Genomic DNA, 26,002 nt, shown 5'->3' on the forward strand with positions numbered 1-26,002 from the left:
GAGTCACCTCAGGTCATCTTCTGATTTTGGGCCTTTGCAGCCTGAAAGACAATGTCTGTCCTTTGTCAAGACCGCAGCGTCTTCTCTCCCGCACGCGGATTTGCGGCAAAGGCAATCTCGGTTAGGAAAATCCCGTTCACCTGCGCTATCTTCCCGGCAAAACGACAAGCTGAGGGAACGCGCCGCCCGGCGGCCCGACGTTTCCGCGACGGAGGAATTCATGACCGCGACCCAGCCAAGGGTTCTCCTGTGCGACTGCGAAAAGACCATGCGCCTCGATCCCGCCCGGATCGACGGACTTGACGCAAACACCCCGCTCCACACCCAGTTGTGCCGCTCGCAACTCGCCGCCTTCGAAAAAGCCCTCGCCACCGGGGAACCGCTGGTCGTGGGCTGCACGCAGGAGGCGCCGCTTTTCGACGAATTGGCCGAAGAGCACGGCGCCACGCAGCGCATCGACTACGTGAACATTCGCGAGCGCGCCGGCTGGTGCGCGCGCGGCACCGATCCGCACCCGAAGATCTCGGCACTTCTCGCAGAAGCCATGGTCACCGGAGAGCCGGCGTCCCTGCGCTCGATCGAATCCGACGGTGTTTGCCTGATCTACGGCAAGGGCCAGCAGGCCCTCGATGCCGCCCGCGCGCTCGAAGGCCGGTTGTCCGTTTCGCTTCTCCTGAGCGATGCCTCGGATCTCGTGCTGCCGACGGTTCTCGAGGTGCCCGTGCACAGCGGACGCATTCGCACGGTGTCCGGCTCCCTCGGGGCCTTCTCCGTGACGGTGGACGCTTATGCGCAGATCCTGCCGTCGTCACGCGGATCGGCGCAATTCGCGATGCCGCGCGACGGTGCAAAGTCGACCTGCAGCCTCATTCTCGATCTGTCCGGCGAAACGCCACTGGTCACCGCGCCCGACAAGCGCGATGGCTACAAGCGCGTCGACCCGAAAGACCCGGCCGCGGTGGCACGCGCGCTTTTCGACATTTCCGACATGGTCGGCACCTTCGAAAAGCCGGTCTACGTGGAATATGACGCCTCGATCTGCGCCCATGGCCGATCCGGCAAGACCGGCTGTTCCAAGTGCCTCGACGCCTGCCCCGCCGGCGCGATCACCAGCAACGGCAACCAGATCGCGATCGATCCGGGCATTTGCGGAGGCTGCGGATCCTGCGCCGCACATTGCCCGACCGGTGCGGTGGCATATCAGTATTCGGCGCGCGACACGCTGATCCACCGGCTCCAGACCCTGCTCGCCACCTACGCCAATGCCGGGGGCAAGGACCCCGTCGTGCTGGTGCATGACGAAAGCCACGGGCTCGACCTGATCAACGCCATGGCGCGCTTTTCGGACGGGCTGCCGGGAAACGTGTTGCCGGTCGCGGTCCATGCCGTCACCGTCTTCGGCCATGACGCGATGCTCGCGGCCGTGCTTGCCGGCGCCAGGCGCATGGTCTTCCTCTGTCCGCCGTCGCAGGCCGACGAGACCGCGGCGCTTGAGCGCGAGATCGCTCTCGCCACGGCTCTGCTTGAGGGAATGGGCTATGCGGGCAGCGACGTGTTCTCGCTCGCCCTGGAAGCCGACCCGGATGCCGTCGCCGGATGTTTCACGCCTGCGTCCGGACCGCTCCCGACCACGCCCGCAACCGTCGCTCCCGTTGGCGGCAAGCGGGACGTCGCGCGCAGCGTCATCTCCCGGCTGATGCAATCGGCACCCGCGCCGACCGAAGTTATCGCGCTGCCGGAAACGGCGCCCTATGGGCGCATTTCAATCGATGCCGAAGGCTGCACGCTGTGTCTAGCCTGCGTCTCGTCCTGTCCGGCCAATGCGCTGGCCGACAATCCAGACAAGCCGCAGGTGAGCCTGACCGAGGCCGCCTGCGTGCAATGCGGATTGTGCGCCACCACCTGCCCGGAGAACGTCATCACGCTGGAGCCGCGCTACAATTCGGCGCCGGAGGCGATCCGCCCGATCGTGCTGCATGAGGAAGAGCCGGCGACCTGCGTCTCCTGCGGCAAGCCCTTCGGCACGAAGTCCTCGATTGCCCGCATTCGCGAGAAGCTCTCTGGCAAGCACTGGATGTTCCAGCGCGAAGACCAGGCCCGGCTGATCGAAATGTGCGACGACTGCCGCATCTCGGCGCAATGGGAGATGCCGGATACGCCGCTTCGCGGCGGAGCGCGGCCGCGGATCGCGACGACGGACGATTATCTGGCGCTCGAAAAGACGCCGCTTTCGGCCGACGATTTCCTCAAGGACGACTGATCTTCCAGTCGCCGAACCAAAAGCGCCGCCGGGATCGTCCGGCGGCGCTTTTCGTTCGACTGCGGATGAACTACGCCGATCCGGCCGGCGGGTCGAGTTCGGGGTCGGCGAGGTTCTGCCGCAGCATCTCGGTGTACTGCTTGACCATATGCTCGACGAAAGCCTCGTGGTCGTCGACCTGCAACACCGCCTTGGCGACATGGGCGTTGTAGCGCGAGGCCGCCCACAGGAAGGCCAGATGCAGGTCGGTTGCCGGGATCTTGCGGTTTTCCCGATTGGCCACATCAATGAAGCGGGCGGCGACCTGCAGGAAGCCGGCGGTGTCGAGTTCCCCTTGCGCCCGTGCCGCGCGGCGGTCCTGGCGATTGCTCATCAGCGATATTCCCTCGGTTTGGTCTGTTCCCGGCGATTTTCGGCCGGTCGGTCAGGTCACCTCGAACCAAGACATCATGCCGGCGACCTGGTGTTCCAGCATGTGGCAATGGACCATCCATTTTCCCGGATTGTCGGCGACAAAGGCGATTTCGACGCGCTCGCCCGGATCGGCGAGAACCGTGTCGCGCCATTCCTCGCGTGCCACCGCCGCGCCGTTGCGCGACACCACCTTGAAGTGATGCCCGTGCACGTGAATGGCATGCGGCCAGCGGGTGTCGTTGATGATCGGCATGCGGACGGTTCGCCCCCGGGCGACCGTAAAGGCTGCCGGATCCTCGTGACTGCCGGCAATGCCGTTGAACGACCACACCTTGCCGGCATCGACAAGCTCGCGCATGCCGCGTTGCTCGCCCTTGAGCATGGCGCCGCTCATCCGGCCCATCGCCCCGCCCTCCATCAGCAGGTCCTGCGTGAGGGCGCCGTCCATATCGAGCGCCGTCGGCAGCGGATTGGCGGGAAGTGAAATATCCTCCGGCAGCGGCGTCGTGCGCGCCACGGGATCCCCGTCCAGAACGAATTCGCAGGCCGCAAACGGCTGACCGGACGCTTCTTCGATGGTGAAGGTCTTGGCCTCGGCGGACAGGTCGACCATCAGGTCCGCGCGCTGCGACGGCGAGATGACCAGGGTTTCATCGGCCAGGAGCTCAGGCGCAATCGGCTGGCCATCAAGCGCGACGAGATGCGGGGCAAGACCGCTGAAGCGAATGGTGAGGATGCGCGCGTTGGCGGTGTTGACCACCCGCAGCCGCAAGCGCTCGCCGGGACGCGCCGGAAACCGCGGATAGGGCTGGCCGTTGACCGTCAGTACATTTCCGAGACGGCCCGCATGCGCCCAGTCGTGCATGGCCCCGAGGCTTGCGACATCGATCTGGCGCGCCTCGTCGAGACGCCAGTCGTCAAAGGCCAGCACGACGTCGCGGTCATAGGCCTTCTGCCCGGGCTCCTCGACGACGAGAACGCCGTAGAGCCCTCGCGCGAGCTGCTCCCAGGAACGGTTATGCGGATGATACCAATAGGTGCCCGCGTCCGGCGCCTTGATGCGATAGTCGAATGTCTCGCCCGGCTCCACCGCCGGCTGGGTCAGTCCGGCGACGCCGTCATAGGCGTTCTCGATGCGGATGCCGTGCCAGTGGATCGTCGACGGCTGCTCCAGCTCGTTCTTGAAGCGGACCTCAAGGGTTTCGCCCTGTTGCATCGTGAGAAGCGGGCCGGGAACCCGACCGTCATAGCCCCAGATGTCGGTCAGCGGACCGTCGGTTTCCCAAAGGGCCGCCCGGCCCTTGCGCGCACTCAGGACGCGCGGTTCCGGCTCCGCCGCCCGGACCGCCGCACGACCAACCAGAGCCGGGAGCATGAGCCCCATCGCGGCGCCGGTCCCCGAAAGAAGCACCCCACGGCGTGTGATCCCAACCGACTTTCTCATCACGTCCCTCTTCAAAACCCGCAATCGCCTTCATACAAGAGCCTAAGCCCGAAACCTGGGTGTGTGAAACCTGAAAGCAAGTGGTCGGTCCGGAACCGCGCGGGCCGGGCCGTCTCAGCCGGTCCAGGCCTCCTCGCCGCGGAGCTCCAGCCTGCGGGCGATCGTGCCGAAGGTCACCGCACCGGCGCAGGCCAGGGCCATCACCAGAATCAGCGACCAGACCGTTCCCGGCCAGAGCACCCCCGACAGCAGCCAGCCGGTCAAAGCGGAAGCGACGGCTCCCGCGCCGATCTGCAAGCTGCCGGTCAGGCCGGAGGCCGCGCCGGCCAGATCGGGGCGCACGCTGACGGAGCCGGCAATGGCGTTGGGCAAGGACATGCCGTTGCCGATACCAACGACGAACATCGGCGCGAACAGCGACAAGGGATGGACGAACCCAAGGGCGAATGTCGCGGCGATGGCGGAGACCGCGCAAATCAGCACGCAATTCCCGCCGAAAATCATGCGCGAGATCCCCAACCGCTCAGAAAATCGCCCGGAAATGCCGTTTCCGACCATATAGCCGGCCGCGACCATGATGAAATAAAGGCCATATGCCGAGGGCGACATGTCGAACAGGCGGGCGGCGAGAAACGGCGCTCCGCCGAGGAACGAAAAGAAAACTGCCGACGTGAAGGCCGAGGTCAGCGTGTAGGCCCAAAAGAGTTGCGACCGCGACAGCGCCGAATAGCTACGCACCAGACCGCGCACCCCACCCCCGGACGCGCGGGAATGGTTGGTCTCGTGCAATTCCGCCCAGGCCCATGCGAGCACCAGCGCGCCAAGGGCAATCATCAGGTAGGAACTGGACCGCCAGCCGAAGGTCTCGTCGAGAACGCCGCCGATGGCCGGCCCGATCATCGGCGCGACCGCCATGCCCATGGTGACATAGCCGATCATGCTGGCGGACTGCCGACGGTCGAAAAGATCGCGCACGATGGCGCGCCCGAGCACAATGCCGGCGCAGCCGCCGGCCGCCTGCAGCATGCGCCCCGCCAGCATCACCTCGATGCTGGTCGCCGCCGCGCAGGTCAAGCTGCCGAGAAGAAAAACGCCAAGCCCCCACAACAGCACCGGCCGCCGGCCATAACGGTCGGACAGCGGGCCGATGCCGATCTGCGCGATAGCGATCGCCGCAAGATAGAGCGACAGCGACAACTGAACCATCGCCGCCGTGGTGCCGAACACATCGACCAGCACCGGCAGCGAGGGAAGATAGATATTGAGTGCGAGCGGGCTGACGGAGGATACGGCAACGAGCAGGGGAAGCGAGGGGCGGCGTTGCGGCAGGGCCGTCGATAGGCTGTTTGTCATACGGTTAAGTACGGTCTGTGCGCCGGCATTGGCAAGACCAAAGGCCGGCGCACAGGGGAAGTGCCTATCACCTCTTTTTGAATATCGGCGGCGGAAATCAAACGCCCGGACCGCGCATCACCGGGCGGAACACGTGCCGAAACAGGGAGCGGACGGCAAGCGCGCGTTCGCGGCGACCCTTTTCCGTCAGGAAGCGCAGATCAGCATCGCTCAGGTGAAAAGGATCAAACCGCTGGGGGTCATGGCGGGACATCGCAAGCTCCTGTCTTCGACCGGCGATGTTGGTGAACATCGCCTGTCACCTGAAGTAGTTTGTTGCGCTCACCACGACAAACGCGTATTTTTCTGCTTTCAGATTAGGAAAACTCATCCGAATGCGCTTCAACCTTCCCCATGTGAACAGCCTGCGCGTGTTCGAGGCCGTGGCCCGGCACATGAGTTTCTCGCGTGCGGCGGCGGAACTGAACCTCACGCCGTCGGCCCTCAGCCATCAGATCCGAACGCTCGAGGACCATTTCGGCCAGCCGCTGTTCAAGCGGATGAACCGGTCGATCGCGCTCACCCAGGCCGGGCGACGGCTGCTGCCCGGCGTCGAGCAGGGGCTCCTGCTCCTGAACGAGGCCGTGGCGGAGCTGGCGGCCCCGCACAGCGACACCCGGCTTGTCGTATCGACCGGTCCGGCCTTCGCCGCGAAATGGCTCGTGCCGCGCCTGCACCGCTTCGTGGATGCCCATCCCGACATAGAGATCCTGGTGTCGGCGAACATGAAGAACATCGACTTCGTCACGGGAGATGCCGACGTCGGCATCCGCTTCGGGCTTGGCGACTACGACGGGCTGGAAGCCGAACCGCTGCTGGAGGAAACCGCGACCCCGGCCTGCACGCCGGAGATTGCGGCACGTTTGACCTCGCCGGAGGCCCTTGCCGGGGCCTCGCTTCTGCATGACGACAGCATTCGCCACCTTCCGGACGTCCCGGGTTGGGCGGACTGGCTCGCCGCGGCTGGGGCCACAAGCGTTGACCCCTCCCGAGGGCTGCGGTTCAACCACGCCGAACACGCGCTCGATGCGGCCGCGGCGGGCGCCGGCGTGGTGCTCGCGCGGCAAAGCCTTGCGGCCGGCGACATTCGCATCGGTCGGCTGGTCACGCCATTTGCGCTGAAATTGCCGATCCGCCCGAGATTTCACCTGGTCGGGCTGCCCGCAACCTTCCGCCGCCGCGCGGCCGCGACCTTCCGCGACTGGGTGCGTCAGGAGATCGCGGAAACGTCAGCTGCCGCGTAATCCCGTCGTGGCCGCAGGACCGGCTGTACGCAGACGCTTGCGCTCGCGCATCAGGCTGTAGAGGCCGGTTGCGACCAGGATGGCGATGCCGGCAAGTGTCGCAAGATCGGGAATATCGCCCCAGACCACATAGCCGATCAGGATCGCCCACAGGATGATGGAATAGCGAAAGGGCGCGACCATCGAGATGTCGCCCATGCGCATCGCAGTGATCAGACAGGTAAAGCCGACGAGAATGAAGCCGGCCGCGGTCGCCAGGAAAAGCAGCTCCTTCGTCGTCGGCATCGGCCATGTCTCGGTCGTCGACAGCGCAAGCCCCATCAGCGAGACCCCGCACAAAGTGGCAAAGGAAACCCCGAGAGTGGGGATATGCGGCGGTAGGACGTTGGTCGAAAGATCACGCAGAACCATGAACATCACCCCGGCAAGCGCGACCAGCGCCCAGGCGTCGAAGCCCGCCATGCCGGGACGCACGATCAGCAAGACCCCGCAAAACCCGACAATGATCGCCGTCCAGCGCCGCCAGCCGACCGGCGCACCGAGAAAGATCGCCGCCCCTGCAGTCACCAGCAGCGGCAAGGCCTGCAGGATCGCGGTCGCATTGGCGATCGGCAGGTGAAACAGCGCCGTCAGATAGAACATGGTCGCGACAACCTCGGCGAAGACGCGCACGCCGACCCATTTGTTCAACAGCAGCGGAAAGCGGCGGATCGAGCCATTGGCGACGCAGATCACCAGCAGGAAGGCGAGCGCGAAGACCCCGCGCAGGAACATGATCTGCCCGAGCGGCAGGTTCTCCGACACAAGCTTGACGAAGCTGTCGTTGAAAATGAAGCCCATCATGGCGAGCATCATGATGGCGACGGCGCGCCCATTGTCCGGGGAGGTCATGTCAAGCCTTGCAGGTTGCGCCGCATCCGAATGGAGCGGAGGAAAATCAGTTTCGGCGGCGCACGGGGAGGTTTGTCAAAAGGTTCTGCGGCTTCATGCGAATGATGCCGTCGTTCCCCACAGCCAGCCCGAGCCAGACGGGCTTGCCGCGCATGGCCTCGATACTATCGCTGCGGTTGTCAAAGTCGAGCCGGAACAGCGCTGCGATGCGGCCCAGCTCGCTCTCGTCCACCGGCGTTCCCTCATAGAGCGCGTTCAGGAGGCGCGTCGCCTCTGAATCGAGCCCGATATGCCAGGACCAGCGTTCGTCGCGGATCGACTGCTGCGGCTGGATCCGAACGCCGACGCCGTGGAAATGACCGATCCAGCTTTCCAGCACGCGCGCGAAGGCATCGAGCGCCGGTTCGGTGAAGCGGAAATCGATCGCCGTATCGAAGCGGTCGGAGCGCTCCCAGTAGATGTCCTTGTTGTCGTCCCCGAGCACATCGAGGGCAACGTCCCGCGTCGGCGTGCCCGCCTCGGCAAGCAAGGCGCCCAGTCCGCCAAGGCCGCCGGTCTTCGAATAGGTCTCGACGATCTCGGCATCGGCGAGCATCAGCTGGCCGTCGGCGGTGGTGACCGACTGCTCGCGGAACAGGATCTCTCCGGCCCGCACCCGAAGCGGATCCGCCACCTTGCGCAGGATATTATGCGCGATGAGATGGACCATCTGGTCGATGAACACCGGCGGGATGGAGACCGTCGCCCCCTCGCCGAACAACGCCGCATAGGACGCCTCTATCGTGCCATGGCGCGCCAGATGGTCGCGAAACGCCAGAATGACCCGGTAGTTGTCGGCTGCATCCGGATCCCTGATCGCCGCGATCTCCTCGTCGGCGACGGCCCGGAATGGGTCGCTCATCAGTGCCTCGAACAGGCGATGTTCCGCTTCGCAGGACTCCTCGACGGGATGGATCTCCGGGCGGGTGTAATAGGCGCGCAGGAAATCCGGCGTGACCGTGAGCCAGCCGTTTTTCTCCCGCTCCACCAGATGCATGCCGGAGGATTTCCAGAAGCTTGGCATCACTCGTCTCCGCTCACGTCCCAGATCCGCGCGTGCGGCGCGTCCTCAGGCGGGGTCACCAGATGGAAGCGTTCGTTGATTGCCCCCTCGTCATCGATCTCGCGCTGGATCGCCAGTAGGGAATTGATCTCCAGTTCCTCCGCCAGTTCCATGGTGTCGGCGATCTCGGCCTCCGCCACGCCATGTGCGGCCTCGGCGCTCGGCGCACCGTGCTCGTCGACGAAATGCTGGGCAAGACGCTCCACCAGCCGGGCGCGCTCGTCTTCGGAGATCTCGGCCGGCGTCGCCAGCGTGGACCAGCCGAAGGTTTCAAGCGACAGGAAGCCCGACACGAAAGCCTGGCGGATCTTTCCTTCCAGACCTTCCGGCGTGTAGGCGCGAAAGGCGAAGGTGCCCGGAATGACCCAGTCGCCCGGCTCCGCCGCTGCGGGAAACACATGGGCGTCCGATGCATCGAGACGGATGGCTTTCAGGAATTTCGGCATGATCAGGCCTCCGAGGCCTCGAGAGAGGGGGACGTGAGATGCTCGTTCAGCTTCAGCGACAAGGTGTCGCCGCCGGCCGCGGCATCGCGTTTGAGGAGCAGGTTGCCGCCCTCGTCCAGTCCCAGAAAAGTGCCTTCGACCACACCGCCGGCCGTCTTGACGGCATGCGGACCGCGATAGCCCTCGGCGCGGAAGAGCCAGTTTTCCAGAACCGGCGCAAAGCCGTCGACATCCCAGGAATGGATCCAGGTCAAGAGGTGGCGCGACAGCGATTCAATCACCTGTGTCCGGTCGAGATCGACCGCCCCCTCGTCGATCAGGCTGGTGCGGTCGGGCGTTTCGCCAGGCTCCAGCGGGCCATCGAGCGGCGCCAGCCGGAAGTCGAGCGCAACCACGAGCCAGAGCGGCGCGCCGTCCTCATCCAGCTCGTCGCTCGTCGCCAGGCGCACTTGTCCCACCGTCGCGCCATTGACCTTGAACACATCCGGCCAGAGAAAGGTGAGCGCCGTCTCCGGCGGCGTGATGGCGCCGAGCGCGTCATTTGCCGCCACCATGGCGAGGAAGAGCATCTCTACCGCCCGGTCGGGAGGAACCTCGGGTTCCAGAACCAGCGCCAGTGACACGACATCCGTGCGTCTGGACCAGACGAGATCGCCGGCGGAGAACCGCCCTGCTCCCGCCTCCGCGCAGGCGGTTTCGAAAACATCTGCGCTCGCCGGCGCGGGATGGCCCGTCAGCAGGGGCGGAAACGTCGGGTCGGGCGTCAACACGGCCCCTCTCCTTCACAGATTGAATCACATCGTTCAAGCGGTGCCCGAACGGCCGGACGCGCCGGATCGAGAGTCCCGTCAAGGACTTGACGGCACGCAGTCATCTTCTGAATCAACTGCAAGCGCTCAGCCGTCGCCCAGATCGATCTCGCCGGTCACGACATGTTCGAACGACTGTCCGTCGATGGTCAGGACCACACGCGCGGGCAAGGTGCCGCTGGTCAGACCGGCATCGCGGACATGCGCCTCAAGCGCCTGCTGCGAGGTCACACCGACCTGCTTCAGGAACTTGCGCATGGACATGTTGAAGGTGTCGTTGTCCATCTCGTCTCTTCCTTGTGTGACGGGTCTCACGCGAGAGCCTTTCGCCTTCGCAAAATGATTCAACCCGTTGTCAGTCAGATTCCGTTTTTTGTTTCAAGTCTTTGATCAGTCGTCCAAATCGAGTTCGAGATCAAGCTCGGCGCCATCGCGGCGCAGCGTCACTTGTCCCCGCGCGTCGGCGCGTTCCATCCGCCCGCGCAAGGCCGCCACCGTGCGCACCGGCCAACCGTCGAACGCCAGCAGCACGTCGCCGATCCGCAGCCCCGCGCGCGCCGCGGGACCGTCGGCGGCCACATCGACGATCGCCAGCCCGGGACGCTCCGGGCCCAAAGGGGTAGCACGCAGGCGCGCGCCAAGCGACCTGCGCGCTGAGCTGCCGTCGCGCGCCGCCGCCACCACCCGCTGCACGAGGGGCGCCGACACCGCGAAGTTCACGCCGATATCGCCGTCGCTCGCTTTCGTGTAGATCGCCGACAACAGGCCGACAAGCCGTCCTTGCGTATCGACAAGCGCTCCGCCGCTGGCGCCGGGATTGACCGCCGCGTCGGTTTGCACAAAGTCCTCGATGGCATTGAAGCCGATCCCGCCGCGCCCCTGTGCCGAAACCACGCCGCAACTGATCGAGACACCGAGGCCGAAGGCATTGCCGATGGCGCAGACGGGCGTTCCGGCAACGGGATCGCGTGCGGCGAGCGCAAGCCCCTCTCCCGCCACCGCATCCGGCACGGCGGCGCGCAGGACCGCAAGATCGGTTTCCGGGTCGCGATGGAGGATTTCCACGGCAAGGATGCGCCCGTCCTCAAGCCGGATCCGCGCGGCGGTGGCGCGGCCAAGCACGTGATCGGCGGTCAGCAACAGGCCATCGGGCGACAGGCGAACGGCAGAGCCCTCCGGCTCCTGCGTATTCACCGCGCCGGCCGGCCAGTCCGGCAGGAGGGCAACGACCTGGCGACGCGCGGCCGAAAGGCTCTCAAGCGCTGCGGACGACGGGGAACTCCCGATCGGCACTGCCATAGCCTGGTCGGCCAGACCTGGAGACGCGCTCACGCCGAGGGCAATCACGACGCCGAGACCGGCCGCCCTCGCCCTGCTGATCAGATCGGGCAAGGGTGTGATCAATCCCCGTCGCCGGACGACAGCCGCACCGCCCCGGGCGTGTTGGTCGAGTAAACGGCACTGGCGGAATAATCGAGACCATGCGTCAGAAACGCCCAGGCTCCGGTCCCAATCACCGCGACTGCAATGATCGCTGCTACGAACGCCTTCATTTCCCGTCTTCCTTCTTGATCTGCGCGGGCGCCGCACCGGGCGTCGTCGCCTGTTTCAGAAACCGTACCAGCGCATCGCGTTCCTCGACGCTCTTCAGTCGCTGGATCGGCATTTTCGTCCCCGGCGTGACGACATCCGGGCCGTGATCGAACAGGTCGGAGATCGTCTTTTCGGTCCAGGTGAAGTCCGCGTCCAGAAGCGCCTGCGAATAGGGATATCCCGGCAGGCTTCCTACCTTTCGCCCGAAGACGCCGTAAAGCGTTGGCCCGGCCCGATTGCCGTCATCCGGCGTCAGCGTATGGCAGACCGAGCACTTGCGAGCGAACTGCAGCGCGCCGGGGTCTTCCGTATCCGCCACCTGGAAGCGGCGCGGGAAGGAACTGCCCACAGGTTCGAACGGCTTGCGCGGTGCGATCTGCCACGCATTCACATGGTCATCGAGCCCTGCGTAGAAGGCGACCGCCCTGTCGCTCGTCAGCGCCAGGCCCCAGACGGGGCCATAGGGATTCTCGTAGCGTTCGAGAAGTTCCCAGGCTCTTACGTCATAGACGCGGATTTGTCCGTCGCCACCGCCACTGGCGAGCAGACCGCCGTCCCGGTCCTGCGCGAGGGCCAGCACCGGCCGGTCGTGGCTTGCAAGCTGCTTGGCGACCTCCCCGCTTGCGATATCGACCACCGCGACCGTTCCGTCCGTTGCACCGAAGGCGATCTCTTCGCCGCCCTCCAGAAGACGGAGGACGTTGATGCCCCAGCCGTGAACGTGAACCTCCCGGAGCAGCGCGCCGTCGCGGCGGGAAAAGGAGCGAATGACCCCGTCCGACGATCCGGTGAAAACCGTTTCCGCGTCCAGGGAAAACGCCACCGCATTGACGTTGTTGCGATGGCCGGTCAACCGCCCGGCCGAAACGAGTGCTTCACCGCGAACCTCGAAAAGATGCGCGCTTCGGTCCCAGGAGGCGACCGCAACATGGCGACCGGACGCCGACACCGCGAGCGACAGCATCTTGTCGTCGCCAGTATCGACACGCGAGAGAACCGACCCGTCGGCAAGGTTCCAGAGCAGCACCGCTCCGTCGTCGCCGACCGATACGGCCTTGTCGCCATCGGGCAGGAAACGGGCATCATTTGCCGCCGCATCATGCCCGATCAGCCGCTTTGCCAGCCGCGCCTCGCCATCGGACAGGTCCCAGAGGATCACGGAGTAATCGAACGACGTGGTCAAGGCGCGGCGCTCGTCGACCGAAAGAACCACGGATTTCACCGGTCCGCCGTGACCGCTCAGCCGCTCCGGCCAATCGGAGGCCGTCGCCGCACCGGTGAGTGCGGCGACGATCAGGGCGGCACATCCCACGAGATGCCGCACCACGGAGCCTACTCGGCAGGCTGGGGCGTCGGAGCGGTGGTCGACTTGCCCGCCTCGCCCTGACGCGCAAGCACTTCCTCCACCCAGAGCGAATGGTGCTCCTTGGCCCAGTTCAGGTCGACCTCACCCGACCCCATCGCATCGAACGCGCCTTCCATGCCGATCGAGCCGATGTAGATATGGGCGATGATCACACAGACCAGGAAGACACTCATGATCGAATGCCACAGCGTCGCGAGCTGCTGTTCCTGAAGCACGGACAAGGCGGTGGGCAGGCTGGTCCCGAAGATGGAATTAACCACCTCGAAGGTCCCGCCGAAGAAATGCGTCGTGTAGGGGAACAGAAGCGACCAGCCCGACACAGACACCGACAGACCGCCAAGGATCGTCAGCCAGAAGATCATTTTCTGGCCGGCGTTGAACTTCTTCGCGGGCGGATGGAGGTGCTTGGAGAACAGGCCGCCGGCCTGCAGGATCCACTTGATGTCCGTGCGATCGGGCAGGTTGTGCCGCACCCACATCACGAAGATCATCGCCAGCCCCGCCATGAAGGCGAAGGCAAGATAATTGTGCAGATACTTGCCGATCATCGTCAGCCAGGCGAAGGCCTCCGCGCCGATAACCGGCATCAGAACGTATCGGCCATACATCACGTTGAGGCCGGTCAGCGCCAGAATGATGAAGGAAGACGCCAGCAGCCAGTGACCGAAACGCTCCACACCGGCAAAGCGGGTGATGGTCTTGTCGCTGCGCCCGTGCTCGATCTTGATCCGCCCGCGAATGGCAAAGAACAGGCACAGGACCACAATGATCGCGAGCAGCGCCCAACTGGCGTAAAGGGCGATGGGACCATTGCGCAACGAGCGCCAGAGTTCGCCTTCCGACTGAACCAGCGTGGCGGATTTCTGGTCCGGGATCGACACATTGCCGGCTTCGCCCTGGCGCACCGCCCGCCAGAAATCCGTATCCGACGTTCCGCCAAGCGTATTGCCGGGAACGAGGCCATCGACCGGAGATTCGCTTGCAACCTCGGGCGCTGTGCCCTGCTGCGCCAGCGCCGGCGTATCAGCCGCAAGGACGATTGCGGCAAAAACCGCCAGCGCAATGCCGCCGGCCCTGGCGGCACGCGCCAGGGTGCCAAGCCTCATGAAAAGTCCATTCGCGATCATGACCATCGTTCACTCTCCCGCCGACATGACGCCGGGCTCCCTCGAATTCGTCTGCTGTGCGGACCCGGTCCGCACCCCGCCCCTCGCCCGCGGCCTCGCTCAGAAGCGCTGACGATCGCCGCGCTGCTGCAGGGCGCGGCGGTCGGCTTCGGTCAATTCCTCATCCGGTGCCCCCTGATAGACGCCCTTTTCGACGATCAGCGGCCGATTCTGTTCATCTTCCCGACAGCCGGACAGCGCAGAGAGTGCAAGCACCGACAAAGCGACAACCGCCAACGTCCGATTTCCCGATCCCACGTTCAAACTCCTTGCCCATCTCACCCGCGCCGACCGTCCGCCCAACCGGCAGCACCATCGACCGACCTGATATTCCTGCCCGACCGGACCGGTTCCTCGAAGGGTCCGTCGCCGGCAAGGCCGGATGCGACCCGACGGCATCCGTATTACACCGTATGTCTTAGCGCATCCCAGACCTTTTGCCAGTCCGCAGACACCGTTGCGCGGGATTTTCCCACGCACACAAATCTCAGAAAACGTTGCGGCCGGGGCCATGCGAAAACGCGCGGGCGGAGCAGAGCCCAAAAGGAGCAGACCCCGTCAATCAGCAGGCAACGACCGCCTGGCCTTCGCGGGCGCCCTTGCGCGGGTCGCACCACAGAAAACAAAGGCGGCCAATGGCCGCCTTTGCCGTGTTCGTCTCAGGCGGCTTCGACCTAGAAGCTGCCGGACTTCTGCTCGTAGGCCGTGCCCCAGCCCCAGGCGCCGCTGCCGAAGCCGCGGGCGACGACGCGCTCGCGGTAGATCGACGACACGACGTCGCCGTCGCCAGCAAGAAGCGCCTTGGTCGAGCACATCTCCGCGCAGAGCGGCAGCTTGCCTTCCGCCAGACGGTTGCGACCGTATTTGGCGTATTCGGCCGACGAGTTGTCGGCCTCCGGGCCACCGGCGCAGAAGGTGCACTTGTCCATCTTGCCTCGGGACCCGAAGTTGCCCGCCTGCGGGTACTGCGGCGCGCCGAAGGGGCACGCGTAGAAGCAGTAGCCGCAGCCGATGCACAGGTCCTTGGAGTGCAGGACCACGCCCTCGTCCGACTGGTAGAAACAGTCGACCGGGCAGACCGCCATGCAGGGCGCGTCCGAACAATGCATGCAGGCGACAGAGATCGAGCGTTCGCCCGGCTTGCCGTCCTGGATCGTCACCACGCGGCGACGATTGATGCCCCACGGCACCTCATGCTCGTTCTTGCAAGCTGTCACGCAGGCGTTGCACTCGATGCAGCGCTCGGCGTCACAGAGGAATTTCATCCGTGCCATGATCTATCCCCCTTACGCCACGCGCTCGATGCGGCACAGCGTGGCCTTTGTTTCTTGCATCTGGGTGACCGAGTCGTAGCCATAGGTCTGGGCCGTATTGGTGGCCTCACCCAGGACATACGGGTCGGAACCCTTCGGATACTTGTGCCTCTGGTCCTCGCCCTGGAAGTGCCCGCCGAAGTGGAAGGGCATGAAGGCGACGCCGGTGCCGACACGTTCGGTGACCATTGCCATGACCTTCACCTTGCCGCCTTCCGGACCATGCACCCAGACCATCTCGCCATCGCGAATGCCAAGGTCGTTGGCATCGCGGGTGTTGATCTCGACGAACATGTCCTGCTGCAACTCGGCCAGCCACGGGTTGGACCGCGTCTCGTCGCCGCCGCCCTCGTACTCCACCAGGCGCCCCGAGGTGAGAATGATCGGGAAGTCCTTGGAGAAGTCGTTTTCCTGGATCGACTTGTAGCGGGTGGGGACACGCCAGAAGGTCTTGTCCTCATAGGTCGCATATTTGTCGAGCAGGTCGCGGCGGTTGGTGTAGAGCGGCTCGCGGTGCAGCGGCACCGGATCCGGGAAGGTCCACACGACGGCACGGGCCTTGGCGTTGCCGTAGGGAGCGCAGCCATGCTTGATCGCGACCCGCTGGATGCCGCCGGACAGGTCGGTCTTCCAGTTGGTGTTCTCGCCGGCGACAGCCTCGATGGAGGCCCGCTCCTCGTCGGTCAGGTCCCCGTCCCAGCCAAGCTTCTGGAGCATGGCCATGGTGAACTCGGGATAACCGTCCTCGATCTCCGACCCGGCCGGCCAGGAAGATTCGGCGAGCAGATTGTCGCCATCCTTCTCGACGCCGAAGCGGGCGCGGAAGCCCATGCCGCCCTCGGACACCGGAAGCGACGTGTTGTAGAGAACAGCCGAACCGGGGTGGTTCATTTCCGCCGTTCCCCAGCACGGCCACGGCAGGCCATAGAAATCGCCGTCGGCAGGACCGCCCATCGCGCGCAACGTCGTGCGATCGAAGGTGTGCTGATTCGCCATGTGAAGCTTGAGGCGCTCTGGCGACTGGCCGGTGTAACCGATCGTCCACATGCCGCGGTTGAACTCGCGGGTCACGTCCTCGATCACCGGCTCGTTGCCCTTGACTTCGATGTTCTTGAACATGCCGTCGGCGAAGCCGAACTTCTTGGCGAAGAGATAGGCGATCTCGTGATCGGTCTTGCTCTCGAAGAGCGGGTCGATGACCTTCTCGCGCCACTGCAGCGAGCGGTTGGACGCGGTCACCGAGCCATAGGTCTCGAACTGCGTCGTCGCCGGAAGCAGATAGACGCCGTCCTTGCGGTCATGCATCACCGCCGACATGGTCGGGAACGGATCGATGATGACCAGAAGGTCGAGCTTCTCCATCGCCTTCTTCATGTCGGGCAGACGGGTCTGCGAGTTCGGGGCGTGCCCCCAGAACACCATCGCACGGGTGTTGTCCGGCTGCTCCAGATTCGCCTTGTCCTCAAGAACGCCATCGATCCAGCGGGACACCGGGATGCCCTTCTGGTTCATCATGGCGACGTCCTTGCCGTCCGGCCCCTTCATCGTCGCAAAACGAGCGGCAATGTCCTCGAAGGGAACATCCCAGACGCGGGCCCAGTGCTTCCACGAGCCTTCTGCGAGACCGTAGTAGCCCGGCAACGTATCGGCGAGAACGCCCAGATCGGTGGCACCCTGGACGTTGTCATGGCCGCGGAAAATGTTGGTTCCGCCGCCTTCCTTGCCCATGTTGCCGAGTGCAAGCTGCAGAACGCAATAGGCGCGGGTATTGTTGTTGCCGTTGGTGTGCTGCGTGCCGCCCATGCACCAGATCACCGTCCCCGGACGGTTGTTGGCAAGCGTGCGCGCGACGCGCTTGAGCTGCGAGCCGGGAACGCCCGTGACGCGCTCGGTCTCTTCCGGCGTCCACTTGGCGACCTCGGCGCGGATCTCGTCCATGCCCCAGACGCGCTGGCGGATGTACTCGCGGTCTTCCCAGCCGTTCTCGAAGATGTGCCAGAGAATGCCCCAGACGAGCGCTACGTCCGAGCCCGGACGGAAGCGGACGTACTCCGACGCATGCGCCGCGGTGCGCGTGAAGCGCGGGTCGCAGACGATCAGCGGCGCGGCGTTTTCTTCCTTGGCCTTGAGAACATGGAGCAGCGAGACGGGATGCGCCTCGGCCGGGTTCCCGCCGATGATGAAGATCGCGCGGCTGTTGTGGATGTCGTTGTAGGAGTTCGTCATCGCACCGTAACCCCAGGTGTTGGCAACACCTGCGACCGTGGTGGAGTGACAGATACGGGCCTGGTGGTCGACGTTGTTCGTGCCCCAGAAGGCGGCGAACTTGCGCACCAGATATGCCTGCTCGTTGTTGTGCTTGGCCGAGCCGAGCCAGTAGACGCTATCCGGTCCGCTTTCGTCGCGGATCTTCAGCATCTGGTCGCCGACTTCCTCGATCGCCTGATCCCAGGAAATCCGCTCCCACTTGCCGTCGACGAGCTTGGTCGGATACTTCAGCCGGCGCTCGCCGTGGGCATGTTCACGTACCGACGCGCCCTTGGCGCAATGGGCCCCCAGGTTGAACGGGCTGTCGAAACCGGGCTCCTGCCCCGTCCAGACGCCGTCCTGCACCTCGGCCAGCACCGTGCAGCCCACCGAGCAGTGCGTGCAAACGGTCTTCTTGATCTCGGCTGCAGCAGCCGTCGGCCCCGCGGCCTCCGCCTTGCGAACCATGCCACCGGTCAGCGCCCCGGCCGCGGCGAGACCGCCCGCGGCAAGACCGGACCGGCGCAAGAACGTCCGACGGTCCATCGCGCTGGCCCCCATGGCCTCCACGGCGGAGGTCAACCGGGTGCGACGGGCGACTGCGCTCGTCTTTTTCCTCAGCATCTCGTTTCTCCCTCAATCGCGCGAGGCATTCCCTTTTCGCCCGCGCGGTGGGCCTCGCATCTGTGCCGATCCGAAGCCTGCGAAAACCGCCGCATCCCTGCCCTTCAGGACAGACGCGGCGTGTCCATACCCGTCTTAGAAGCGTGCCGACTTGTAGAAGGTCTTCACGTGATCCGTCTCACGGTAGCCCGCTGCCGTCTCGGGAAGCGCCTGCTCGGCCGAAGCTTTGCCCGCGACCAGCGTCGCCGAGCCGGCGACCGCACCAAGACCCGCAAGCTTCAAAAAGCTGCGCCGATCCGCTTCCACCGCTGTCTCTTTCCGTTTCATGTCAACCTCCTCGGTTAAAAGCCGGACATCGGTCCGCACCACATTTTGGGGCACGCGGACCCGGGGTCCGCGCATCCGTCAGTCACACCGCGCCGCGCCGTTCCGCAAACAGCGCATCCGCATGATCTTCCAGTTCGATGAACACCTGCCCGAGCCGGCCGAGCGCGGGATACACCGCTCCGCTGTCTGTAGCCGCAAGGTCCTTAAAGAAATACGGCGCCCAGGTCGCCAGATGCGCCCGAAAGAAGCGCGACGGCGCGGTCGCCGATCCATCGCCGAATTCGCCCTCGATCAGACCGGCCATCATCTGGCACAGGGCCGCGATATGGTCTTCCGGCTCCTTGACCTCGGGATCACGCTCCATCCCGAGCCGGCGCATGTCCTGCCGCAACAGGGCGAGCGGCTTCTCGTTCAGGAAGCCGGTCAGATAGTAGGAGCCATAGGGAACGAGTTCGCCGCGCCCGACGCCGATGAACAGATCATGGTAGTCACGGGCAAGCTTCTGGGGGTCGGCCTCGGCCGCCGCCCTGGCAAGCACCGCTATCGCGTCCGCCAGATCGCCCGCACCGCCACTCAGACCCGACACGACATCAAGCCAATCCTGACCGACCGGACCCTGCAGGCCGCTCGCCAGCAGACCATATAACGCCACGCGATCCCGGTCCTCGGGCCCCACATCAAGGTCGGCGCCACTGGACGGCGCATTGTGCGGTTCTGTCAAACGGTCGCCGGTCGCGTCTTCGCCCGGAACCAGAAATTCTTCAGCCATCATTCAGGCGGTCTCCCTCGCATTGAAAGATAGCGGTTGGGAGCAAACGGTTGCAAATGAATTCAGTTTTGCGTCGCGTGAGGGGGAATCCGCTCTTTTCTTACAATTGGCGAGAATTTTCGGAGCAAACAACATCAAAAATCACAAAACGCACAACCAGAGAGTGATTTCTATGTTGCGATGCAGCATTTTCCACCCTCTTGTGTCGATTGCCTGCCCTTCCCGGGTCGACAAACCGGGAAGCGATCTTGCTCCAATGAAAAAAGCTGAGCTTTTCCGAAAACTTATAAGAGGCAAATGACATAGACTTTGGTCTAATTCGGGCGACATGTAAGGCGAACGCCGCGGGTGCGATTCGCATTGCCGGCCCGCGACCCAAGTTGACGTGAAAAGGGCGCCGCGGCAGCCGCGACGCCCGATCTTCACTTATCTCCACGTCAGGGCCGTCAGCTCTCGATCACGATCTTCGGCGCGGCGCGCTCACCGCCCTCCTTGTGCCGCTCGACCTCGGCCCAGACCTTCGCGGCGATGTCCTTGTAGACACGCGCGTGGGGACCATCCGGGTCGGTGACCACCAGCGGCGTGCCGGCGTCGGAGTTTTCGCGGATCGCCATGTCGAGCGGAACCTCGCCGAGGAAGGGAACGCCGAGTTTCTCGGCTTCCGAGCGCGCACCGCCATGGCCGAAAATGTCGTGACGCCCGCCGCAGTCGGGACACAGGAAATAGCTCATGTTCTCGACGATCCCGAGCAAGGGCACGTCGACGCGGCGGAACATGTTCAGCCCCTTGCGGGCATCGATCAGCGCGAGATCCTGCGGCGTCGACACGATGACGGCCCCCGCGAGCGGCACGTTCTGCGCCATGGTCAGCTGCGCGTCGCCCGTTCCCGGCGGCATGTCGACCACCAGAACGTCGAGGTCCCCCCAGGCAACCTCGCGCAGCATCTGGGTGATCGCGGAAATGACCATCGGCCCGCGCCAGATCATCGGGGTTTCCTCTTCCACCAGGAACCCCATCGACATCACCTTGATGCCATAGCCCTCGAGCGGCTTCAGAATACGACCCGACACGGGTTCGGGACGTCCGGTGACGCGAAACAGACGCGGGATCGACGGGCCGTAGATATCGGCATCGAGGACGCCGACCTTGAGACCGTTCGCCTGCAGCGCCAGCGCAAGATTGCAGGTGGTGGTGGATTTGCCGACACCGCCCTTGCCTGACGCCACCGCGATGATCGCCTTGACGCCCGGAACGCCCGGCTTGTCGCCGGCTCCGGCCGCTGCCGGCTTCGCCCGCCCCTGCATCGGCGGCGGCACATTGGCCGCATCGCCGGCGCTCGGCGCGGGGCGCACGGGCGGAGGCGTCGGGGCCGGCCCGCTGCCCTGCCCGCGTTCCGAGGTCAGGGCCGCCAGAACCTTGTCCACACCGGGCAGCTTGGCGACGACTTTTTCCGCCGCCTGGCGCAGCGGTTCGAGTTCCTCGGCGCGCTCCGCCGGAACCGTGATGGAGAAAATGACCCGTCCATCGGAGATGAACACATCCGACACAAGTCCGAGCGACACGATATCGCCTTTCAGATCCGGCCCCTTGACCTTCGCCAGTTCGGCCAGAACCTCCTCGCGCGTCGGCATCTTATTCCCCTTCTTCTTCCAAAACATGATGTCAAACCCGTCCCCGGAACCGATGCCCGGAACGTAAGGGGATCGGGGTAAAGGTCAATTGCCAATCCCCGACAAAGATGGTCGCCCGCGGATGGTCGCTCACCAAAGGTTTCGGCGGATCCATAAAATGTGACGCGAATTCTCTTCAAATGTGCCGGTTTCCCTCGGTGGATTAACGAAATCGGCAACCCCAGGAGCTCAGAGTGGGTCTCAAGGGGCACGACAAGAAACGGGAACCAGTGCGATGACGCTGCAAGCGCTTTGCTACACGTGTGAAATCGATTGGACCGCCGTTCGCAGGCCGGCCGAGACGGAAATCGAACGAGCCCTGGCGCGCGCGCGCCGGCTGAACCGGCTCAATGGCGTGACGGGTGCGATCCTGCTCTACCCCGACCGTCTGGTTCAATGGCTGGAAGGCAATGCGAACGGGTTGGCGGACAGTGTGGACTGTGCCAGCCGCGACCCGCGGCTGCGCGGCGACATTCGAATCCTGTGCAAGGGAAACGTCGAGACGCGGCTCTTCGGCCGGTGCTGGCTGTATTTCGCGGACTATCGCGAGGCCGACGCCCGTCCGGACGGCCTTCTCGGTCAGCTCGGGCACGAAGAGACCGCAATCGCTTGCGAGGATTTGCGTCGCGAACTTCGTGCGGTTGCAGCGCATCTGGAGCCCGCCCGCTTCACCCATGCGGCGATGCTTGTGTAACAATCCGCGGAGCACCCCGGGCCGGGTGCTTGCCGGCAAGTTAATGCAATCGCGCAATAATCCGCGACGGCGATTACGGAAACCGAACCTCTGACCTGTAGGGTTCTCACACAACCGAGAACACCGGGACAGGCTCAGATGACCGTAACGCGGCTTTGCTATCGCAGCACGCTGGACTATTCGAAAATGACACTTCCGCTGGATGAGGAAATCAACCGGCTGCTGGCATATGCGCGCGCCAATAACGCCCGCAAGGGCATCACCGGCGCCCTGCTTCTTGCCGGGTCGACGTTTTTCCAGCTTCTCGAAGGGCCTGATGTCGACGTTCGCGAGACCTTCGCCAGAATCCGGGATGATTCGCGCCACAAGAACCCCGTGGTCATCGACGAGCGCGTCGACACGGAGCGGCTGATGCCGCATCAGTGGCTGTTCTTCACCGATACGATGGATGCCTATGACGGCGTTCTTGCAAGTCTCTTCCTGCCGATCGCCAACACGCCGGAACTCGTCGGCTATGACGATCTGGTCTCGGTCATGATGTTCAGCGCAACCCGGGTCGCACGCGGCTTCGAAACCCGCGACGTGATGCGCGCCTGAGGGACGCTCAAACCGGCGCCGAGAGTGAATCCAGGCAGATTTCTCCCGCCTGCTTCCGGCGCCGGATCGCGGTGTCCCAGGGCGTTGGCAAAACGCCCCTTGCCAGCGCTCCGCCTCCTTCCATAGTTTGTTGAACCAGTGGCGTCGCCCGCCATGGTCGGAAGGATACTGTCTTGACCCCATCCAAACTCTCCGCCGCGCGCTTGCCGGATTTCCATATCCGGCCGGACCCGGACGACGGTCGTCTGTCACAGGCCGTTTTCGGCATCGACCAGGACGGCAAGCGCGTCGACCTCAGGGTCGTGAACGAACGCGCGCTCACGCTTTTCCTGAATGCGCAGGAGATCGTCACGATGATGACGATCGGCGACCGGCCGGACCTGCTGGCGGTCGGCTATCTGCTCAACCAGAACATGTTGCGGCCGGACGACATCATCACCGGGATCGACCATGACGAGGACCTGGAGGTCGTCATCGTTCGAACCGAGCGGGCCACCAACTACGAAGAGAAGATGAAGAAGCGCGTGCGCACCTCGGGCTGCGCGCAAGGCACCGTTTTCGGCGACGTGATGGAGCGGTTCGACGAGATCGCGCTGGACCCGGAGGCGCGGATCCACACCTCCTGGCTCTATGCGCTGACGAAGAAGATCAACACCCAGCCCTCGCTCTATCTGAGCGCCGGTGCGATCCACGGCTGCGTGCTGTGCCAGGAAGACCGGGCCGTCGCCTATATGGAAGACGTCGGCCGGCACAACGCGGTGGACAAGATCGCCGGCTGGATGTGGCTCGACAAGGTGCCGCCGGCCGACAAGATCTTCTATACAACGGGTCGCCTCACCTCCGAGATGGTGATCAAAACCGCGATGATGGGCATTCCCATCCTGGTGTCGCGCTCCGGCTTCACCGCCTGGGGCGTGGAGCTTGCCCGCAAGGTCGGGCTGACGCTGATCGGGCGCGCGCGCGGCCAGCGCTTCGTTGTCCTCTCGGGTGCCGAGCGCGTGGTCTTTGACATGGATGCGCGCGACGCGGACGGCGAGGATCCCAGACACGCCCGCAAGGGCGCACGGGCCGGAGACGCAAATTCATGACCGCGCCCGCGCTCGTTGGATGCATCCTCGCCGGCGGTCTCGCGCGCCGGATGGGCGGCGGCGACAAGCCGCTGCTGACGCTCGACGGCCTGCCGATGCTGTCGCATGTCATCGCCCGGCTTGCGCCCCAGGTGGATGCGATGGTCCTGAATGCCAATGGCGACCCGGCCCGCTTTCAGGCCTTCGGCCTGCCCGTCGCAGCGGACCCGATCGAGGGATTTGCCGGCCCGCTTGCCGGCGTGCTGGCCGGGCTGACATGGGCGCGCAGCCATGCGCCACAGGCCGAGGGCATCGTCACCGTGGCGGGCGACACGCCGTTCTTTCCGCGCGATCTCGTCGCCACCCTGCTGGGCGCGCGCGGCAGCGACCCGGACACGATCGTGCTGGCGCGTTCCGGTGGCCACATGCACCCCGTTTTCGGCTATTGGCCGCTGTCCTGCGCCAACGATCTCGACGCCTTCCTGACGGACGGCGCAACGCGCAAGGTTCTCGCCTTCGTCGACCGGCATCCGAATGCGACCGCCGAGTTCGATGCGGGCCCGGATGGCGGCGATCCCTTCTTCAACATCAACACGCCGGAGGATCTGCGCGCGGCGGAAAAGGCGGACGCATTGCGATGAGCGCATCGAACACGCCGGTCTTCGGCATCACCGGCTGGAAAAACTCCGGCAAGACCACCCTGGTTGTGCGGCTGGTGGAAGAGTTCACCGCGCGCGGCTTTCGGGTTTCCACCGTCAAGCACGCCCATCACGCCTTCGATATCGACCATGAGGGAACCGACAGCCATCGCCACCGTCTGGCCGGCGCGAGCGAGGTTGCCCTGGTCTCGGGCCGCAGATGGGCGCTGATGCATGAATTGCGCGACGATGACGAACCGGCGCTTGCAGAGATCCTCGCGCGGCTTTCGTCCTGCGATCTCGTGCTGATAGAGGGGTACAAGCGCGAGGCGCACGCCAAGATCGAGGCCCGCCGGGCCGATGCGCGGCAGCAGACGCCGCTCGCCCCCAATGATCCGCATATTCTTGCCGTTGCCAACGACCGCCGGGAGCCGGACGAATCGCTGCCCCAGTTCGATCTCGACGACATTCCGGCGATCGCGGATTTCATCGCTGCGCATTGCGGTCTCAAGCAGCCGGGAAAGGTCCGCGATGCCATCGTCTAGGCGCCTGATCGACGACTGTTTCCTGCACGACAAGGACCGGCTGCGCCATCATGAGGCGCTTGAGATCCTGAGGTCCCGGGTCGCGCCGGTGACCGGGATCGAGACCGTGCCGCTGGCGCAAGCCGCCGGGCGATGCCTGGCCGAGGCGGTCGTCGCTCCCCGGGATGTGCCGGGCGCCGACAATGCCGCCGTGGACGGCTACGCCTTCCGCCATGCCGATCACGCGGAAACCGGCGGGTTCTTCCGGCTGCAGACACGCATTGCTGCCGGACATCCGGTCGAGACGCCGCTTCTTCCCGGCGCGGCCGCGCGGATCTTCACCGGCGCACTGATGCCGCCCGGCGCCGACACGATTGCCATGCAGGAGGACTGCGACACCCACGAGCAGGACGGCCAGCCCTTCGTGATCGTGCCGCAGGGGCTGAAGCCGGGTGCAAACCGGCGCCGTGCCGGCGAGGACCTCAAGGCGGGTGCGGAACTGGTCGCGCCGGGCACGCGGCTGCGCCCGCAGGATCTCGGAGCGATCGCCTCCACAGGAACGGCTGAGGTAAAGGTCCATGCTCCCGTGCGCGTCGCGCTGATCTCGACCGGCGACGAATTGCGCCGGCCCGGCGAAAGCCTGCCGCCCGGCGGCGTTTACGACAGCAACCATTTCCTGCTCCGCGCGCTGCTGGAGACGATGGGCGCGACCATCACCGACTTCGGCATTTTGCAAGACGACGCGGACGTCGTCCGCCAAGCGCTGACCGACGCGGCTGCCGATCACCACGTCATCCTTACCACCGGCGGCGCCTCGCGCGGCGAGGAAGACCACATGGTCACGGCCCTCGACACGCTCGGCAGCCGGCACATGTGGCAATTGGCGATCAAGCCCGGGCGGCCGATGAGTTTCGGCCAGATCGGGGATTGCGTGACCCTCGGGCTTCCCGGCAACCCGGTCGCCGCGATGGTGTGCTTTCTTTTGTATGTGCGCCCGGTTCTCTCGGTGCTGGGCGGTGGCGCGTTTCTGGAGCCGCAGCGGTTCCAGGTTCCGGCCGCCTTTTCCGTCGCCTCGAAAAAGCCGGATCGTCGCGAGTTCTACAGGGGCATTCTCGACAAGGATGACAAGGGGCGCACCGTCGTGCGCAAGTTCGAACGCGACGGCTCGGGCCTGATCACCGGCCTGCGCGAGGCGGACGGGCTGATCGAAATCCCGGAGGCCGCGACCGGGGTGACCGAGGGTCAGCCTGTCGATTTTCTTCCCTTTGGCGAGTTCGGGTTGAGCGGGCGATGAGACCGCTTTGCGGCACTGGGGAAATCGCACTGCAAACCTGTTGAAATCCAGACGATTTTGGTGGGAGTATGTCCGCTGGTACTCAAGGGCGCGCAGTCGTCCGAAAACAAG

27 protein-coding genes are annotated in these 26,002 nt (G+C 64.9%); 8 read left to right on the top strand and 19 right to left on the bottom strand.

The window, feature by feature from the left end:
• Nucleotides 1–220 precede the first annotated feature (220 nt).
• Nucleotides 221–2,260: a 4Fe-4S dicluster domain-containing protein gene (locus LC092_RS00905; protein WP_224804131.1), complete on the top strand. Its 2,040-nt coding sequence runs from the start codon at nt 221–223 to the stop codon at nt 2,258–2,260.
• A gap of 70 nt (nt 2,261–2,330) precedes the next feature.
• Here LC092_RS00905 and LC092_RS00910 read toward each other — a convergent pair whose 3' ends face one another.
• The 4 genes from LC092_RS00910 to LC092_RS00925 all read right to left on the bottom strand — a co-directional run bounded on the left by LC092_RS00910 (nt 2,331) and on the right by LC092_RS00925 (nt 5,724).
• Nucleotides 2,331–2,633, bottom strand: a complete 303-nt coding sequence (locus tag LC092_RS00910) for a DUF3144 domain-containing protein (RefSeq protein ID WP_224804133.1) — start codon at nt 2,631–2,633, stop codon at nt 2,331–2,333.
• A 51-nt stretch (nt 2,634–2,684) separates the two neighbouring features.
• Nucleotides 2,685–4,058: a multicopper oxidase family protein gene (locus LC092_RS00915; protein WP_224804135.1), complete on the bottom strand. Its 1,374-nt coding sequence runs from the start codon at nt 4,056–4,058 to the stop codon at nt 2,685–2,687.
• A 174-nt stretch (nt 4,059–4,232) separates the two neighbouring features.
• Nucleotides 4,233–5,471 carry a multidrug effflux MFS transporter gene (locus LC092_RS00920; RefSeq protein ID WP_224804137.1) on the bottom strand — a complete coding sequence of 413 codons (1,239 nt, stop codon included), beginning with the start codon at nt 5,469–5,471 and terminating at the stop codon, nt 4,233–4,235.
• A 97-nt stretch (nt 5,472–5,568) separates the two neighbouring features.
• The gene (locus LC092_RS00925; protein ID WP_224804138.1) at nt 5,569–5,724 is read right to left on the bottom strand and encodes a hypothetical protein; all 156 of its coding nucleotides are present in this window, start codon (nt 5,722–5,724) and stop codon (nt 5,569–5,571) included.
• Between the two features lie 121 nt (nt 5,725–5,845).
• Between LC092_RS00925 and gcvA the strand changes: the two genes are divergently transcribed.
• On the top strand, nt 5,846–6,754 hold the full coding sequence (gene gcvA, locus LC092_RS00930) for a transcriptional regulator GcvA (RefSeq protein ID WP_224804140.1): 909 nt from the start codon (nt 5,846–5,848) through the stop codon (nt 6,752–6,754).
• On the opposite strand, the gene LC092_RS00935 is transcribed toward gcvA, so the two are convergent.
• From LC092_RS00935 to LC092_RS01005, 15 genes are all read right to left on the bottom strand, one after another.
• Nucleotides 6,740–7,645 carry a DMT family transporter gene (locus tag LC092_RS00935; protein WP_224804143.1) on the bottom strand — a complete coding sequence of 302 codons (906 nt, stop codon included), beginning with the start codon at nt 7,643–7,645 and terminating at the stop codon, nt 6,740–6,742. The two genes, gcvA and LC092_RS00935, sit on opposite strands and share 15 nt — an antisense overlap.
• Before the next feature lie 46 nt (nt 7,646–7,691).
• Nucleotides 7,692–8,708: a DUF6352 family protein gene (locus LC092_RS00940; RefSeq protein ID WP_224804144.1), complete on the bottom strand. Its 1,017-nt coding sequence runs from the start codon at nt 8,706–8,708 to the stop codon at nt 7,692–7,694.
• On the bottom strand, nt 8,708–9,193 hold the full coding sequence (locus LC092_RS00945; protein WP_224804146.1) for a DUF6505 family protein: 486 nt from the start codon (nt 9,191–9,193) through the stop codon (nt 8,708–8,710). The genes LC092_RS00940 and LC092_RS00945 overlap by 1 nt, the downstream gene beginning before the upstream one ends.
• A 2-nt stretch (nt 9,194–9,195) precedes the next feature.
• Nucleotides 9,196–9,963 carry a biotin/lipoate--protein ligase family protein gene (locus LC092_RS00950; protein ID WP_224804148.1) on the bottom strand — a complete coding sequence of 256 codons (768 nt, stop codon included), beginning with the start codon at nt 9,961–9,963 and terminating at the stop codon, nt 9,196–9,198.
• Between the two features lie 126 nt (nt 9,964–10,089).
• Nucleotides 10,090–10,287: a DUF6494 family protein gene (locus LC092_RS00955; RefSeq protein ID WP_224804150.1), complete on the bottom strand. Its 198-nt coding sequence runs from the start codon at nt 10,285–10,287 to the stop codon at nt 10,090–10,092.
• Between the two features lie 105 nt (nt 10,288–10,392).
• Nucleotides 10,393–11,394 carry a S1C family serine protease gene (locus LC092_RS00960; protein ID WP_224804152.1) on the bottom strand — a complete coding sequence of 334 codons (1,002 nt, stop codon included), beginning with the start codon at nt 11,392–11,394 and terminating at the stop codon, nt 10,393–10,395.
• 8 nt (nt 11,395–11,402) lie between these two features.
• The gene (locus LC092_RS00965) at nt 11,403–11,555 is read right to left on the bottom strand and encodes a hypothetical protein (protein ID WP_224804154.1); all 153 of its coding nucleotides are present in this window, start codon (nt 11,553–11,555) and stop codon (nt 11,403–11,405) included.
• A complete protein-coding gene (locus LC092_RS00970; protein WP_224804156.1) occupies nt 11,552–12,922 on the bottom strand; it encodes a c-type cytochrome in 1,371 nt (456 codons plus the stop codon). The genes LC092_RS00965 and LC092_RS00970 overlap by 4 nt, the downstream gene beginning before the upstream one ends.
• A gap of 5 nt (nt 12,923–12,927) precedes the next feature.
• Nucleotides 12,928–14,067, bottom strand: coding sequence for a formate dehydrogenase subunit gamma (locus LC092_RS00975; protein WP_224804158.1), 1,140 nt, complete (start codon nt 14,065–14,067; stop codon nt 12,928–12,930).
• Nucleotides 14,068–14,187: 120 nt separating this feature from the next.
• The gene (locus tag LC092_RS00980; protein ID WP_224804160.1) at nt 14,188–14,364 is read right to left on the bottom strand and encodes a hypothetical protein; all 177 of its coding nucleotides are present in this window, start codon (nt 14,362–14,364) and stop codon (nt 14,188–14,190) included.
• 437 nt (nt 14,365–14,801) lie between these two features.
• Complete coding sequence (gene fdh3B, locus LC092_RS00985) at nt 14,802–15,401, bottom strand: formate dehydrogenase FDH3 subunit beta (RefSeq protein ID WP_224804161.1); 600 nt, start codon at nt 15,399–15,401, stop codon at nt 14,802–14,804.
• 12 nt (nt 15,402–15,413) lie between these two features.
• Entirely contained in the window at nt 15,414–18,311 is a 2,898-nt protein-coding gene (locus tag LC092_RS00990; protein ID WP_224804163.1) for a formate dehydrogenase subunit alpha, read from the bottom strand.
• A 135-nt stretch (nt 18,312–18,446) separates the two neighbouring features.
• The gene (locus LC092_RS00995) at nt 18,447–18,638 is read right to left on the bottom strand and encodes a twin-arginine translocation signal domain-containing protein (RefSeq protein WP_224804165.1); all 192 of its coding nucleotides are present in this window, start codon (nt 18,636–18,638) and stop codon (nt 18,447–18,449) included.
• A gap of 82 nt (nt 18,639–18,720) precedes the next feature.
• Nucleotides 18,721–19,410 (bottom strand): molecular chaperone, encoded by a 690-nt coding sequence (locus LC092_RS01000; protein WP_224804167.1) that lies wholly within the window; start codon nt 19,408–19,410, stop codon nt 18,721–18,723.
• A gap of 443 nt (nt 19,411–19,853) precedes the next feature.
• Nucleotides 19,854–21,038: an Mrp/NBP35 family ATP-binding protein gene (locus LC092_RS01005; protein WP_224804169.1), complete on the bottom strand. Its 1,185-nt coding sequence runs from the start codon at nt 21,036–21,038 to the stop codon at nt 19,854–19,856.
• Between the two features lie 274 nt (nt 21,039–21,312).
• Between LC092_RS01005 and LC092_RS01010 the strand changes: the two genes are divergently transcribed.
• The 6 genes from LC092_RS01010 (at nt 21,313) to glp (ending at nt 25,891) form a co-directional block, all read left to right on the top strand.
• Nucleotides 21,313–21,771: a BLUF domain-containing protein gene (locus LC092_RS01010; protein WP_224804172.1), complete on the top strand. Its 459-nt coding sequence runs from the start codon at nt 21,313–21,315 to the stop codon at nt 21,769–21,771.
• Between the two features lie 138 nt (nt 21,772–21,909).
• Nucleotides 21,910–22,368 (top strand): BLUF domain-containing protein, encoded by a 459-nt coding sequence (locus LC092_RS01015; RefSeq protein ID WP_224804174.1) that lies wholly within the window; start codon nt 21,910–21,912, stop codon nt 22,366–22,368.
• 173 nt (nt 22,369–22,541) lie between these two features.
• Complete coding sequence (fdhD, locus tag LC092_RS01020) at nt 22,542–23,456, top strand: formate dehydrogenase accessory sulfurtransferase FdhD (protein WP_224804175.1); 915 nt, start codon at nt 22,542–22,544, stop codon at nt 23,454–23,456.
• Nucleotides 23,453–24,076, top strand: a complete 624-nt coding sequence (gene mobA, locus LC092_RS01025; RefSeq protein ID WP_224804178.1) for a molybdenum cofactor guanylyltransferase MobA — start codon at nt 23,453–23,455, stop codon at nt 24,074–24,076. Before fdhD ends, mobA begins: the two co-directional genes overlap by 4 nt.
• Nucleotides 24,073–24,618 (top strand): molybdopterin-guanine dinucleotide biosynthesis protein B, encoded by a 546-nt coding sequence (gene mobB / locus LC092_RS01030; RefSeq protein WP_224804179.1) that lies wholly within the window; start codon nt 24,073–24,075, stop codon nt 24,616–24,618. The genes mobA and mobB overlap by 4 nt, the downstream gene beginning before the upstream one ends.
• Nucleotides 24,605–25,891, top strand: coding sequence for a gephyrin-like molybdotransferase Glp (gene glp, locus LC092_RS01035; protein ID WP_224804181.1), 1,287 nt, complete (start codon nt 24,605–24,607; stop codon nt 25,889–25,891). The genes mobB and glp overlap by 14 nt, the downstream gene beginning before the upstream one ends.
• The last annotated feature ends 111 nt before the right edge of the window (nt 25,892–26,002 follow it).

It is taken from the genome of Stappia stellulata (genome assembly GCF_020176715.1).
Classification (GTDB): Bacteria; Pseudomonadota; Alphaproteobacteria; order Rhizobiales; family Stappiaceae; genus Stappia.